The organism is Amycolatopsis cihanbeyliensis, assembly GCF_006715045.1.
GTDB lineage: Bacteria > Actinomycetota > Actinomycetes > Mycobacteriales > Pseudonocardiaceae > Amycolatopsis > Amycolatopsis cihanbeyliensis.
The window spans coordinates 2,587,562-2,602,146 of sequence record NZ_VFML01000001.1; the positions used below are offsets into that span (position 1 = coordinate 2,587,562).

The following is a 14,585-nucleotide window of genomic DNA, read 5'->3' on the forward strand; positions in this document are numbered from 1 at the left end:
ACGCGAGACAGTTGGTGTGGGCCGCAACATCCGACAACCGCACCGCGGAGAGCCATCCGCGAACCCAGAGGAGACGCACCGGTGCCCCTTCCCGGACCCGAGACCCGTGTCGTCGAACTGCGCGTACCCGGGTTGATCGGTACCACGGGCGAGTCGCTGCTCGACTCGGTCGGCGTGGTGGATGTCGCGGGGGACCGCCTCGGCCGTGTCATCCGGCCGTCCGATCGGCTGCGCAGGCCGGCGCCAGGGCCGGTACTGCAGGGGGCGGGGCGGGCGTTGCCGCGCACCCTCGAGGGCTATCTGTGGAGCGGGATGACCTCGGGCGGGGTGGCCAAGGCAACCTGGGCGCTGCTGTTCCCGTTCTCCCTGGCCAACGTGGCGTTCTGGATGCTGCCGCCGGTGCCGAGGGGCGGGGGTGCGCGGGCCCGGTCGGCCCGGGTGATCGGGGCGGCCTGCCGCAGCCTGCTGCGGGTCGCGGGGCTGCTGCTGACCACCCTGCTGGTGAGCCAGCTGGCCGTGGTCACGGTGGACCTGCTCGCCGCGCAGTGCCTCGCCTACCAGGGTCGTTGCGTTCCTTCCGGGCTGTCCTGGCTGAGCGAGGTGGAGGCGTTGCGCACGGCGGTCGGCCTGCTCCCGGTGGCGCTGGCGATCTTCGTGCTGCACCAGGTTTCCGGCACGGAATGGGCGGTGTCGGCGAAGGTGAGCCCGCGACGACCCGGCCGGTCGTTGCCGGGGGACGAGCTCCGTGCCGAGGACGGCGTGCCGGTGCTGCGCTGCCTGCACACCGTGGCCGCGCTGGCCTGCACGGCCCTGCTGCTGGCCGGTGGCCCGTTCACCCGGCCGGCGGCGACGGCGGAGGCAGTGGCCTGGGCCGCCGCACTCGGCCTGCTCGGGGTGGCGGTGCTCGCCACGGCGGTGCGCATGGGCCGGGTTTTCGGCCGGATCGTCCGGGCGGTGCTGCTCGGTGCCGCGGCCGGGCTGCTGGTGTGGACGGCGGTGCTCCGCACCCCGCTGCCCCCGCGGGTGTTCGGCACCGACGACACCGTGCAGGCGATCGGCGCCGGGCTGATCGTCGTCTGCGTGCTGTTCGCGCTGCTGCTGGTGCCGGCCGCGTTGCTGGCGCGCCCGGCATGGCGCGCCCTGCCCCGGCGGCTGCGCCCATGGGTGGGTGGATGGATCGCGGCGCCTGCGCTGGCGCTGGCCGGGCTGATCGGCGGCGGGTTCGGCGCCGGGCTGGCGATCGCGTTGCGCGAGTTGGTCCGTACCGACCTGCTGCTCCCGCCGAGCTACACCCTCGTGACCATCCTGTGGGGTGCCGGGCTCGCGCTGTCCACGGTGCTGGCGGTGCTCGGGTTCGCGGTGGCGGTGCCGATGCGCAGGCTGCGCCGCGGCATTCCGGAGGTGGTGCGGATGCTGCAGGCGGAGGAGGAGAACCGGCAGGAGGCGGCCACGGCGTGGGCGCAGTCCAGCTGGGAACGCCGCTACCTGCACCAGATCGTGGTCGCGGTGGCGCTGGGTATGGCGGCCGGGGTCGCCGGGCTGCTGGTGGCCCGGTTCGGTTTCGGCGGCGTGCCTCCCTGGCTGGAACCGCTCTCCGGGGTCGGGGTGGTGGCGCTCGGCGCGCTCGCGGCCGGGCTGCTGCGGGTCATCTACACGGCGGCGACGACCAGCGAGCGCAGCAGGCACCTGGGTGCGCTCGCCGACCTGGTGTCGTTCTGGCCGCGTGCGGCGCACCCGGCGGTGCCGCCCTGCTACGCGCTCAAGGTGGTGCCGGAGCTGATCGAGCGCTGCCGGGAGCATCTCGCCGACCCGCACACCAGGGTCGTCCTCGCCGGGTACCACCTCGGCGGGCTGCTGGCGGTGATCGCGGCGGGCCGGCTGGCGGCCGAACTGCCGCCCGAGGACCGGGAACGGGTCGGCCTGCTGACCGCGGGTTCGCCGCTGCAGTGGGGCTACCAGCGGGCCTTCCCGGCCGTGCTGCCGCACGAGGCGCTGGTCGACCTGTACGGCAACCTGAACGGCCGGTGGCGCGGGCTGTGCCGGGGAACCGACACCTTCGGCGGCGGGGCGACGACCTGGCGGCATCAGGTCGTGGACCGGCAGTTGCTCGGTGTCGGCTACCTGCCGAGCGGCGGGGTCGGACCGCTGGCACCCGCCGAGCAGGGACCGACCGGGGCGCTGGTGCTCGGGGGCGACCATTGGCTGCCCGACCCGATGCGCGGCCCGCTCAGCGGGCGCCGGTGGGCCGCGGGGGTACGCAGGCACGCGGACTACGTGACCGACCCCGAGTGGGACCGGGCCGTGGCGATGGCCGCGGGACTGGACCGGCCGGACGGGCCGCCGCCGCTGGCGGAGCAGGTCGCCCTGTTCCCCGACCTGTTCAACAGCGACCCGGTCGGCCGGCGCGAGCCCGGCTCAGGTGGTGCCGCGGCGAATACGGAACAGCACAAGCAGGGCGGTTCCGGCTAGCACCAGCAGCGCACCGAGCCAGATCAGCCCGCTGCCGCCGAACCCGGTGGACGCGAGGTCGCCGTCCTCGCCCGCGGGCACGACGGCCGCCGAGGTCACCGAGGCCGTTGTCGCGTCCGCGCTGGTGCCCGGCGAACCGCCCGCCTCGGAGGTGGTGCTCCGGTCCGGTGTGGACGGATTGGTCGAGCCCGTCGTCTCCGTCGTCTCGGTTGTTTCGATGGTGGTCGGCGTGCTGCTGGTGGTGTCCGGCGTGCCGGTGCCGCAGAGGTACCAGTGGCTGATCTGCGGGATGTTGCCGCCGTTGTTCAGCGGCGCGCGCAGCCCCTCCCAGGGCGGCGTCCCGGAAAGGCCGTTCGAGCCGGGCTGGTAAACGTTGTAGCGCGGGCCGCCCTTGACCACGATTCCGGTCACCGTGCCGCCCTCCGCGGCGGTGATGGAGAGGTACTGGTCGACGTTCGGCGTGCCGCCGGTGAACGTCAGGTCTTCCTGGCTCAGCACCGCACCGTCGAGACCGGCCTCTGCGCAGGTGGTGGCGTTGCCCTCGTGCCCCGACGCGCGTGGATCCTCGGCCTCGGTGGCGTGCGCGGTGGCCGCCGCGCCGATGAGCAGGCCGACCGCCATCGGTACGGCGAGCAGTGCGGGGCGGACCGGAAATCTCCGGGAGAGAGACATGCAGAACTCCGTGGAAAAGCGGTTCGGGGTGCCGCCCAGGTGCTCCGGCTCGCTGACCGTCACGGCCGGCGCCACCAGCGGGCGAACGGACGCGGGAACCCTACCCCGAACGGGGGAGCCGACAATGCTCTCAGGTGATCGGTGACCTGATCGAGCCCTCCCGGTGATCTTCTCGGGGCGCCGCCAGGAACTCAGGAGTTGTCGGGGGTTTTGGTGGGGTCGGCGCCGTCGACGGGAAGCGGGGACTCGGTGGCCCCGTTCTCCCGCCGGCCGAGCAGCGAGTGCCGCCTGCTGTACGCGAAGTAGATGATCACGCCGAGCGCCATCCAGCCGAGGAACCGCAGCCAGGTGAGCACGGTGAGATTGAGCATCAGCCAGCCGCAGGCGACGATCGCCAGGATCGGGATCAGCGGCATCAGGGGCACCCGGAAACCGCGTGGCAGGTCCGGTCGCTTCTTGCGCAGCACCATCACGCCGGCGGACACCAGGATGAACGCGAACAGCGTGCCCACGTTCACCATCTCCTCCAGCCTGCCGACATCGAAGAAGGTGGCTCCGAGGGCGACCACCACGCCGACCAGGATGTTCATTCGCACCGGCGTGCCATGCTTGCCGGTCTTGGCCAGTGGCCGGGGCAGCAGCGCGTCCCGGGACATCGCGAACATCACCCGCTGCAACCCGAGCATGAGCACCATGACCACGGTGGTCAGACCGGCCAGCGCACCCACCGAGATGATGTTCGCCGCCCAGTCCACATCGTGCACGGCGAACGCGGTGGCGAGGGTCTTGCGGCCCTCGGGCGCGGCCTCGGAGGACAGCTCCTGGTACGGCACCATTCCGGCCACGACCAGCGAGGTCGCCACGTAGAGCACGGTCACGATGGCCAGCGAGCCGAGGATGCCGCGGGGCACGTTGCGCTGCGGGTTCCTGGTCTCCTCCGCGGTGGTGGCGACGATGTCGAACCCGATGAAGGCGAAGAACACCAGCGAGGCACCGGCCAGCAGGCCGAAGGCGCCGTAGGTGCTGCCCTCGCTGCCGAACAGGGCGGAGAGCAGGGACTGCTCGATACCGCCGCCTGCCGCCGCGCCCTCCGCGGCGGGCGGGACGAACGGCGTGTAGTTGTCCGGGCTGATGTAGGTGATCCCGAGCACGATCACGAACAGGATGATCAGCACCTTGATCGCGGTGATCACCAGGCTGAACCGGGAGGACAGCTTGGTACCCAGGGTCAGGATCGTCGCGAGCACGATGATCAGCAGCATCGCACCCCAGTCGGCGCTGACCCCACCGATCTCCACGGTGGTGGTGACGTCCTCGCCGAAGACGTAGCGCAGCACGGTCTGCAGGTACACCGACCAACCCTTGCCGACGGCGGCCGCGGCCACCGCGAACTCCAGGATCAGGTCCCACCCGATGATCCAGGCGAGGAACTCGCCGAAGGTCGCGTAGGAGAAGGTGTACGCGCTGCCCGCGACCGGGACGGCCGAGGCGAACTCCGCGTAGCACAGCGCGGCCAGTGCGCAGGCCGTACCGGCCAGAATGAACGCCACGGACACCGAGGGACCGGCCACGTCACCGGCGGTATGTGCCGTCAGGGTGAAGATGCCGGCGCCGATCATCACCGCGACACCGAATACGGTCAGATCCCACGCGCTCAGGTTCCTGCGTAGCTTGGTATCCGGCTCATCGGTGTCGGAAATCGACTGTTCGACCGGTTTGGTCCGCCACAAACCCGTTCTGGGCAACGTTGACCTCCTGGGTGACCTGGATCTCAGGGTCCGCGCCACCCTAACGGGTGGTTGACCACCAACGCACGCGAGGTCCGGTCAGGAAACAACCTCGGGCCGGTACAGGTCCGGCTCCAGGTACATCAGCCGCGCGGCGGGGACCCGCTCCCGGACGCGGCCCTCGGCCTGGTCGATGGCGCGCGCGACCTCGGCCATCTCCAGCCCTTCCGACAGCCCGAGCTTGGCGGCCACCAGCAGCTCCTCCGGGCCGATGTACTGGGTGCGGATGTGGATCACGCGCTGCACCCCGTCCCCGACCAGCGCGTCGGTGATGCTCCGCAGCTCCCGGTCGGTGGCGCCCTCGCCGATCAGCAGGCTCTTCATCTCGATGATCAGGATGATCGCGATGACACCGAGCAGGATCCCGATCGTGATGGTGCCGATGCCGTCCCACACCGGGTCACCGGTGAGCACCGAGAGACCGACGCCGATCAGCGCGAACACCAGCCCGAACAGCGCGCCCGCGTCCTCGAGCAGCACCACCGGCAGTTCGGGGGAACGGGACTGCCGGATGAAGCCCCACCAGGTGGCGTCGCCCTTGACCGCCCTGGATTCGACGATGGCCGTGCGGAAGCTGAAGGTCTCCAGCACGATCGCGACCACCAGGATCACCACGGCGACGATCGGCGAGGCGAGTTCCTCGGGGTGCTGGACCTTGTGGATGCCCTCGTACAGCGCGAAAGCCGCACCGAGGGTGAACAGCATCAGCGCGACGATGAAGGAGTAGAAGTAGCGGTCCCGCCCGTAGCCGAACGGGTGTTCCTTGGTCGCCCTACGCCGCGAGGTCCGCTGCCCGAGCAGCAGCAGGCCCTGGTTGGAGGTGTCGGCGACCGAGTGCACCGACTCGGCGAGCATCGAGGACGACCCGGTGACCAGAAAACCGGCGAACTTCGCGACCGCGATCCCGGCGTTGGCGAGCAGCGCCGCCACGATCGCCTTGGTTCCGCCACTTGCCGCCACAGGTGCCCCCGGATGCTCGTGCCGCCCTTGTCCGCACGCAGCTTAGAGGCACCGCACCACGACCGGCGGCCGGGCCGGAAACCCAGTGCCTGCTCCCAACGCACCGCACAGTCCGGTTCAGGACCAGCCGCTCAGGTACACACCCCGGGCGTGGCGCGGAACAGGTGCGCCGGCTGACCCCCCGCCGGCCGCGCGTGCACGGCGGGGTCGGCCGCGGCCAGCCACATCGACTCGCCGCGGCGCAGGCTGGCCTCCTTGCCGTCGGCGGCGCGCAGCCGCAGCTCACCGGAGGTGCACAGCAGGATCTGCGGCCCGGCGCAGTCCAGCTCGACGGCCTCGTCCGCGCCCGCGGCCCATTCGACACGCGCCAGCTCGAACTCCGGCGCGTCGGTGCGGTACACGGCCATCCGGCCGGTCGGCCGCCCGCGCAGTACCGGCATGTCCCCGCAGGCGAAGTCCACCACCCGCAGCAGCTCCGGCACGTCGACGTGCTTCGGGGTGAGGCCGCAACGCAGGATGTTGTCCGAGTTGGCGAGGATCTCCACGGCCGTGCCGTGCAGGTACAGGTGCAGGTTGCCGGCGGGAAGGTAGATCGCCTCGCCCGCGCGCAGGGTGAGCCGGTTGAGCAGCAACGCGGCCAGCACCCCCGCGTCGGCGGGGTGGGTCTCGCCGAGCTCGAGGATGGTGCGGCACTCGGGTTCGAACTCACCGTGGTCCTTGACGTGCAGCACGCAGGCGTCCAGCACCTCGGGCAGCAGCTCGTCCAGCGCGGGCTGCGGCATGGTGATCCAGGTGGTGAACAGGGTGCGTAACCCGTCCGGATCCGGCTGGGCGGCAAGCAGGTCGGCGTACTTGGCCAGGCCGGGTGTCTCGATGGCGCGCAGCAGCGACACCGTGCGCCGGGGGTCGCGGAACCCGGCGAGCGCGTGGAACTCGGTGAGTGCGCACACCAGTTCCGGCTTCGCGGTCGGGTCGGGGTAGTTCCGGTTCGGCGCGTCCCGCGGGATGCCCGCGGCCTCCTCGCGGGCGTGCCCCTCGGCGGCCTGGCCGGCCGAGGGGTGCGCCTGCATGGAAAGCGGCTCCTCGGCGGCGAGGATCTTCAGCAGGAACGGCAGGCGGTCACCCCAGCGCTCGGCGCACCGGCTGCCGAGCTGCCCGACCGGGTCGGCTTCCACGAGCTCCAGCAGGCTGCGCTCCACCCCGTCGGCGCCGACCACCCTGGACGGGTCGCCGGGATGCGCACCCATCCACAGCTCCGCCTCGGGATGTGGGGCGGGCACCGGCCTGCCCAGCAGTTCCGGGATCGTGATCCGGGACCCCCAGGCGTACGGCCGCACGGCGCCCAGCAGCTGTTCCACGTCTCCACCTCAACTCTCGGCGGCGCTTGCCGTTCGCACCAGCCTTCTCGCTGTACTCGCGGCTACGCCCTGGTGGGTGCGTACCCCGCTCCGCCAATGGTCCCAGTGGCCAGGCCGAGATAGATGGCAGCCATCTCGAGCCGCAACGCGAGCACCGCGGCACGGGCGGGCTCGGCCGCCTCGATCTCGCCGGCCGGGGCGAGCACGTCGGCGCCGGGCAGCAGTTGCTCCGCCCGGTACCGGGTCGCGTCGGCGGCGGGTCCGTCGTTGACCGCGAGCAGGAGCACCCGCGGCGGGGCGGTGGACATCGGCTCGTCCTCCGGATCGGCGAAGATGTCCCGTTCCGAGGTGCCGGTGATGGCGGCACGCAGCAACGCGGGCCGCGCCATCGCCTGACGGTGGTCGGCGACGTCACACACGGTCGCGGCATGGGCGGCGAACACGTGTGCCCCGTGCTCGCCGACCGTGCGAGCGGGCCGGTCCAGGCCCCACAGCAAGGGTGTGCGCTCCGCCACGCGTAAGGCAAGTGCCTTCGCGGGGCTGACGAAGGACTCGTGACCGGGATGGTTGCGCTCGGCCTCGCCGTCCAGCTGGTCGGCCACCGACTCGAGATCGGACACCAGCAGCCCGAGGGTGTTCGCGACCAGCAGCCCGGCGGCGAGCGCGCGGGGGAAGGCCAGCTCCGGCGGGACCCGCACCCGCGGCGTGATCAGCAGCCCCCGGCCGGCCACGGCCGAGGCCACCGGCCCGTCCTGGGATGCGGACAGCACGATGGTCGCGCCGTACCGGGCGGCCCGCTCCAGCGAGGCCGCCGGCTCCGGGTCCTCCCCTTCGTCGAGGTGCCCGGTCACCACGTCCAGCGTGCCGACCCAGCCGGGGACGACATCGCTCACCACCACCGGCACCGGGCAGGACGCCCCGAGCAGGGCCTCCAGCAGGTGGGCCGAGGCACGGCTCACGCCGTCCCTGGCCAGTACCACCAGCGCCCGCGGCCTCCCGATGTCCAGCCGTTCACCGAGCTCGAGCTCGGCTCCCGCCTCGAGGGTGGACCTGACCTGGGCACCGGCCATCGCGCAGCCGCGCAGCAGCCCGGAGACATCGGCGTGCGCCAGCCGGTCGGGGTCGTCCAGCAGGCTGTCGTCAAGCACCGTCGACATCGGCATCGTCCCGCTCCCCTTCGGGATCCTCCGCGGACATCGCCTCGTCGAGCAAGAGCACCGGAATACCGTCCCGGACGGGGAAAACCCGGCCACAATAGGTGCAGGTGAGGGCGTCGGCCTGCGGGTCGTCCGGCGAGCCGACCCGCAGCGGCGCGTGATCCGGCGATGGGCACGCGAGGATCTCCAGCAACTGCTCGTCAAGCGTCACGGCCATAGTTCCTCCATACCATCCCTAGCCCGTCATGCCCGGACAATCGCCAGCACCTCGTCGACGAGCGCGTCCACCGCCGCGGCATCCGGTGCTTCCGCGTTCAGGCGCAGCAGCGGTTCGGTGTTGGAGGCGCGGAGGTTGAACCAGCGACCGTCGGCCAGCTCCACGGTGAGCCCGTCCAGCTCGTCCAGCGTGGCACCGCTGCGCCCGGAGAACGCGTCCTTCACCGCGAGCTGGCTCGCCACCTGGTCGCGCACGGTCGAGTTGATCTCACCGGAGGCCGCGTAGCGCCGGTACGCGGCGGTCAGCTCGGACAGCGGGCCGTCCTGCTCGCCGAGCGCGGCCAGCACGTGCAGCGCGGCCAGCATACCGGTGTCGGCCCGCCAGAAGTCGCGGAAGTAGTAGTGCGCGGAGTGCTCCCCGCCGAAGATCGCGCCGGTCTCGGCCATCTTCTCCTTGATGAAGGAGTGCCCGACCCTGGTGCGCACCGGCTTGCCGCCGTGCTCGGCGACGATCTCCGGGACGGCCTTGGAGGTGATCAGGTTGTGGATGATGGTGCCGCCGGGTTCCTTGGCCAGCTCGCGCGCGGCCACCAGCGCGGTGATCGCGCTCGGCGAGACCGGCTCGCCCCGCTCGTCCACCACGAAGCAGCGGTCGGCGTCGCCGTCGAAGGCCAGCCCGGCGTCCGCACCGACCTCGCGCACCTTGGCCTGCAGGTCGACCAGGTTGGCCGGGTCCAGCGGGTTGGCCTCGTGGTTGGGGAAGGAGCCGTCCAGCTCGAAGTACAGCGGCAGGATCTCGACGGGCATGACCTCCCGTCGCCCACCGTCACCCGCCACGGAGGCCGCCGTGTCCATCCGAAACACCGGTGGCACGGTGTGGCCGCCCATGCCGTTGCCCGCGTCCACCACGACCTTCAGTGGCCGGTTGCCGGACAGGTCGACCAGCTCACGCAGGTAGACCGCGTAGTCACCGAGGGTGTCCCGCTGGGTCACCGTGCCCGGCTGCCCCACGAAGCTCGGCACGCCCTGCTCCACGGTGTCCCTGATCTCGGCGAGCCCGGAGTCCTGGCCGACCGGAGCCGCCCCGGAGCGGCAGAGCTTGATGCCGTTGTACTGGGCGGGATTGTGGCTCGCGGTGAACATCGCCCCCGGCATGTTCAGCGAGCCGGAGGCGAAGTACAGCTGGTCGGTGGCGGCCAGGCCGATGGCCACGACGTCGAGGCCCTGTGAGGTGACCCCCTCGGCGAAGGCCGCGGCCAGCCCCGGCGAGGAGTCCCGCATATCGTGGCCGACCACCACGGACGGCGAGTCCGGCTTGATCAGCAGGGCGAACGCCGCGCCGAGGTCACGGACGAGGTCCGCGTTCAGCTCCTCGCCGACGACCCCGCGAATGTCGTAGGCCTTCACAATGCCCGACAGGTCTGACACGCCCTCTCCCCGCTATACGTCCGAGTCACGGATACGACGCGGAAAGCGTACCGGCGCCGCCGCGGGCGGGACGGCGCAACCCGATTACGGTTTGATGGGATCCGGCAGTACCCGCAGGTGACCCCGCCTACCGGAGGGGGTCTCCTGCTCCGGAGGCGGAGGCTGCCGATCCGAACGGCCCGCTTCCCTCACCGCCTCGGCGAGCGCGGTCAGCTCGTCCCCCGAGGGTTCCGGCTCGGCGAAATCGCCCTCGTGCCGGACCACCTCCCAGCCCTTCGGAGCGGTCAACCTGAGCGCGTGCGCCTCGCACAGGTCGTAGGAATGCGGCTCGGACGCCGTGGCCAGCGGACCGACCACCGCCGTGGAGTCGCTGTAGGCGTAGGTCAGCGTGGCTACCGCGGGCTGCAGGCAGCCCGTCCGCGAACACTTCCGCACGCTCGGCACGGTTGATCACCATAGCGCCTTCGCCCAGCCACGTGGCGCAGGCGCGCCGTTGACGCCCGCGACGGAGCCCAGGCCCCCGCCGGGCCGGTCGTGTCGCGCCTTGCGTAACACTGACACACCGTCTCGGTTCCGGGGCATGTTCGGCGTACCCTACGAATGGTGGCGACGGCTCAAGGTTCTCAGCGTGCTCAGCAGCGGCGGCGAATCCGCAGGGACAGGCACGGGCGCGGGCTGCGTGGCCCGCTGTATCCCGCGTCCCTGCCGGCCGCGTCGAGCAGGGCGGAACGGTTCGACACACTCGTGCTGGACGCGCTGGAGCCGATCGAGGCTCGCTGGCGGCACGAGCTGACCGAGCTGGACGTGGCCGTGGACGACGTGCCCGAGGTCCGCGGGAGCGGCACGCCCGCGCAGGCCGAGGGGGTGCTGCACGACGGGTCGGTCCCGCTCTCCCGCCTGGTGCCCGCGGGCGTGGACCGGTCCGGGTTGCCCACCCGCGCCAGGATCGTGCTGTACCGCCGCCCGCTCGAGGCCCGCGCCAAGGACCCTGCCGAGCTGTCCGAGCTGGTACACGACGTGCTGGTCGAGCAGGTCGCCACCTATCTCGGCGTGGAGCCGGATGTCATCGAGGGGGGCTGAGTCGAGGGGGGCTGAGCGGGCTCCCGCCGGCCGGGTATCGCGGTGAGCGCGGTGAACAGCACGGCCGCGATCTGACCGAGCAGTAGCAGGTCACGCAGCACCGAGGGATGGTCGACGACCACCTCGGAGGCCCTGGCCGGGACGGCGACGGCCACCTGGTGTCCCCAGGCGCGCACGATCGGTACCCGATCCCCGTTCACCGTGGCCCGCCAACCAGGCTCCGACTCCGCGGCGAGCACCAGCAGCCTGCCCGCGGGCCCGTCGGACACCCGCACCCGGACGTCCGGCAGCTCGGCCTCGACCGGCACCACCGCGGTGCCACCGGCGAGCTGCCCGGTGGGCGCCTGGCCGCCGACCGCCCGCTTGGCCTCCTGCGGGGAGATCAGGGTCACCTGGCCACCAGCCGGGCTGAGCCGCAGCACCTTCCTGCCGTCACCGGTTTCCGGTGCCCCGGCGATCAGGTCGGGCGCGGCGCGGCGGAGCGGCGCCCCGTCCTCGCCTGGCGGGAGCACGAGGAACAGCACCCCGGCCGCGGCGGCCGAGGTGACCGCCTCCCGCGACCCGGAGAGCAGGTCCCGCTGCCAGGTCGCGAGTCGCTGCGAGGTGCCGGCCACCGGCACCAGCTCGTCGTCGCCGAACCGGGGTAGCCTGCCGCCGACCTGCCGCACCGGCTCACCGGGTGCACCCAGCACCAGCACCGAGCGCCCGGTACCGGACAGTTCCCTGGTCAGCGAGGACGCGAGCGACACACCACCACCCGCCCGCAGCGGGCCCGCGGCCGCCAGCACCCCACCCGCGGCCAGGGTGAGCAGCACCAGCACCCCGCCCGCCGCGCCCAGCCTCGGCAGCGCGGCGGGCACCGCCGGGGCATCCGCGCGATGGGCGCAGGCCGCCAGCACCACCCAGAGCAGCCCGGCGCCGGCGACCAGCAGCGGAACCCCGGTGTACCCGACGGCCGCGGCCCCACCGTGCACCGGCGGCACCGCGATCAGCCGGAGGGCGACCACCCCGCCGATGCCGAGCAGCAGCACCGCCAGCCCGGGACCCGCGGCCCTGCTCGGCCGCACCACCAGTGCCACCAGCGCGGCGACCAGTACCGCGACGCCGGTGGGCAGCGCGCCGGGGCCACCGGGGTCGAGGCCGAGCAGGTCGGCCGCGTCGGGCGGCCGCGAGCCGGTGCCGCCGAGGCCGTGCAGCAGCGGCGCCGGACGCGTGAGCAGGGCCGGCAGCCAGGGCAGCAGCAGGGCCAGCGGCAGCAGCACGACGATGGCCACCGCGGAGATCCGGCGGCCGAGGCCGCCGGCGGAGGGCAGCAGCACGAACCCGGCGACCAGCGCCACCAGCGCGAGGGCATGCGCCTGCGGGGAGAACGCACCGAGCACGGCGAGACCGAGCGCGGTCAGCACCGCGACGCTCAACCAGCGCCGATCCGCGCGGGTGAGCACGGCGGCGAGCCCGGCGAGCACCGCGGGCAGCAGGATGTGCGCCACCACGAGCCCGAGCCGGCCCTGCGCGACACCCGCGGTACCTGCCGGGAGCAGCGCGTACGCCGCGGCGACGGCCGCACGTACCCAACGATGTGCCCGGATCCCGCTGGTCGCCGCGTAGGCCACCAGCGCGGCCAGTGGCAGGTGCCCGAGCAGCAGCAGCGCGACCAGCGCGGGTGGCCCGCCGAGCGGCAGGAACACCGCGCCGAGCGTGCCGAGCACGGCGAGGGTGGCCGGGGCGGCCGCGGCGGTGCCGCCGCCGACCGGGTGCCAGGAGGCGAGGTAGGTCGACCACAGCTGGTCCAGCCCACCCACCGGCAGCAGCCGCCCGCCTGCCAGGTCGAGCCCGAGTCGGGAGCCGTTCAGCACCAGGCCGAGCGCGGTGAGCACGAGGAGGAGCACCACCGGCGGCGCGAAGATCGTCGCGGCGAGAATCCGGCGCCGGTCGACCTCCACGAAGACCAGCTCGGGCTCGCGCTGGTCGCCGGGTGAGGGCCGGGCCCGCCGCTCGCCCTCCGCTCGCTCGGCCTCCTGCTCGGGCAGGGCGACCGCCAGGATGTCGTGCGGTTTGCGCAGCCCCCTGGCGCGGGAGCCGAGGGCGCGCGTGGCCCCCGCCGGCAGTGCCTCGGGCCCGACCGGCCGGGTGGCCCTCGACTCGGACCGGGCGGCCTCCGGTGGGACCCAGGCCGACGGGTCGGAGGAGTCGGGCACCGCCTCGGGCAACCGGCCGAGTGCGGCCTCGCTGGCCACCCGCCTGCGGACCAGGTGCAGCATCCCACCGCGCAGCAGGTTGCGCAGCCTGGCGAACCGGCTGGTGAGTAGGCCGCGTACGGAGCCGGTCAGCCGGCTGCGGGCGGCCCGCCTGCGCGCCCTCGCCGCCCGCAGCCCCGCGTGCCCTCCGGTCAGGTACCGCACCGCGGCGAACTCGGCCCGCGCCCTGCCGAACTGCCGCAGCAGGGCGAACCCGAGCCCGCGCAGCAGGCTCAGCAGGACCAGCCGGGGCAGGCCGAGCAGGAACGAGACCGGCGCGCAGTTGGCCAGGAAGGTGCGCAGCCCGTGCGCCCGGTCGGCGAGGAGCAGGGAACCGGGCACCGCATGCGCCTGCCGCTCGCCGGTGCTCGCCGCGCGTGCGTGCCGCAACCTGGCCAGTGGCACGGACAGCACCAGCGAACCCGCGGAGTTCACCCGCCAGCCGAAGTCGATGTCCTCGCGCAGCAACGGCAGTCCGGTGTCGAAACCACCGAGCCGTTCCCACTGCTCGCGGCGGACCAGCGAGCCGGCGCTGGGCACCGCCAGCACCTCGGTGCTCTGCTGGTGGTCCCTGGGGACGGCATGCTGGCGGTGGCCGGAGGCGTCCAGGGAAAGGCCCGCCTCGACGATCAGCCGCGGATCCGTCCAGCCGACAGCGAGCGGCCCGAGCACCCCGGCCGATGGCGCGGCCTCGGCCGCGTTCAGCAGGGTGCCGAGGCAGTCCGGTTCGGGGGCGCAGTCGTCGTGCAGCAGCCAGATCCAGGTGCCCGGATCCCCCCAACGTTCACCCGCATGAGCGACGGCCTCGGCGACCGCCGCGGCGAAACCGGTGTCCTCGGCCAGGGTCAGCACCCCGGAGAGCACCCGTTCCCCCGCCGCGCCGACCGGATCGGCGGCGTCGGCGAGGATGGCGGCGGTGCGGTCACCCGAACCGGTGTCCACCGCGAGGACGTGCCGGGGCCGAACCTCGCTGCGCCGCAACGCGGACAGCGCGAGCGGAAGCCAGGCGGCACCGTTGTGGCAGACCAGAATCGCCAGCACCGGCGCGGTGCGCGGCGTGGCGGGCGCCGAAACGCGAGGGGCAGTCAACGGCCGTCTCCAGTAGTCTCATGCAAGAGGTTATGCACAGTCGGAGGTGCGGCTGCCGCCGGCTTCTCGCCTCGTATCCAGGCGCCACGAGCCACCCTCCGCAGGCTTCGGGCGGCCCCCGTCGCCTGGATC

The 14,585-nt window shown here is 73.0% G+C and carries 11 protein-coding genes; 2 read left to right on the top strand and 9 right to left on the bottom strand.

Annotated features, from left to right (window positions below; translation table 11 throughout):
• Positions 1 to 81 precede the first annotated feature (81 nt).
• Positions 82 to 2,469: a hypothetical protein gene (locus tag FB471_RS11395; protein WP_246076353.1), complete on the top strand. Its 2,388-nt coding sequence runs from the start codon at positions 82 to 84 to the stop codon at positions 2,467 to 2,469.
• Here the strand turns inward: FB471_RS11395 and FB471_RS11400 are convergent.
• The 8 genes from FB471_RS11400 to FB471_RS11435 all read right to left on the bottom strand — a co-directional run bounded on the left by FB471_RS11400 (position 2,416) and on the right by FB471_RS11435 (position 10,491).
• Positions 2,416 to 3,141, bottom strand: a complete 726-nt coding sequence (locus FB471_RS11400) for a hypothetical protein (RefSeq protein WP_141997644.1) — start codon at positions 3,139 to 3,141, stop codon at positions 2,416 to 2,418. The genes FB471_RS11395 and FB471_RS11400 overlap by 54 nt on opposite strands.
• A 191-nt stretch (positions 3,142 to 3,332) precedes the next feature.
• Positions 3,333 to 4,886, bottom strand: coding sequence for an APC family permease (locus FB471_RS11405; protein ID WP_141997646.1), 1,554 nt, complete (start codon positions 4,884 to 4,886; stop codon positions 3,333 to 3,335).
• An 81-nt stretch (positions 4,887 to 4,967) separates the two neighbouring features.
• Complete coding sequence (locus tag FB471_RS11410) at positions 4,968 to 5,888, bottom strand: cation diffusion facilitator family transporter (protein WP_141997648.1); 921 nt, start codon at positions 5,886 to 5,888, stop codon at positions 4,968 to 4,970.
• A 131-nt stretch (positions 5,889 to 6,019) separates the two neighbouring features.
• Entirely contained in the window at positions 6,020 to 7,246 is a 1,227-nt protein-coding gene (manA, locus tag FB471_RS11415) for a mannose-6-phosphate isomerase, class I (protein ID WP_141997650.1), read from the bottom strand.
• Positions 7,247 to 7,308: 62 nt separating this feature from the next.
• The gene (locus FB471_RS11420) at positions 7,309 to 8,403 is read right to left on the bottom strand and encodes a hypothetical protein (protein WP_142001782.1); all 1,095 of its coding nucleotides are present in this window, start codon (positions 8,401 to 8,403) and stop codon (positions 7,309 to 7,311) included.
• Entirely contained in the window at positions 8,387 to 8,620 is a 234-nt protein-coding gene (locus FB471_RS11425; protein WP_141997652.1) for a Trm112 family protein, read from the bottom strand. Before FB471_RS11425 ends, FB471_RS11420 begins: the two co-directional genes overlap by 17 nt.
• Before the next feature lie 26 nt (positions 8,621 to 8,646).
• Positions 8,647 to 10,047, bottom strand: coding sequence for a phosphomannomutase/phosphoglucomutase (locus FB471_RS11430; RefSeq protein WP_141997654.1), 1,401 nt, complete (start codon positions 10,045 to 10,047; stop codon positions 8,647 to 8,649).
• A gap of 84 nt (positions 10,048 to 10,131) precedes the next feature.
• Positions 10,132 to 10,491, bottom strand: coding sequence for a DUF3499 domain-containing protein (locus FB471_RS11435; RefSeq protein WP_141997656.1), 360 nt, complete (start codon positions 10,489 to 10,491; stop codon positions 10,132 to 10,134).
• 156 nt (positions 10,492 to 10,647) lie between these two features.
• Between FB471_RS11435 and FB471_RS11440 the strand changes: the two genes are divergently transcribed.
• Positions 10,648 to 11,127, top strand: a complete 480-nt coding sequence (locus FB471_RS11440; RefSeq protein WP_141997658.1) for a metallopeptidase family protein — start codon at positions 10,648 to 10,650, stop codon at positions 11,125 to 11,127.
• Here FB471_RS11440 and FB471_RS11445 read toward each other — a convergent pair.
• On the bottom strand, positions 11,088 to 14,453 hold the full coding sequence (locus FB471_RS11445; RefSeq protein ID WP_246076354.1) for a glycosyltransferase family 2 protein: 3,366 nt from the start codon (positions 14,451 to 14,453) through the stop codon (positions 11,088 to 11,090). The genes FB471_RS11440 and FB471_RS11445 overlap by 40 nt on opposite strands.
• Positions 14,454 to 14,585 lie beyond the last annotated feature (132 nt).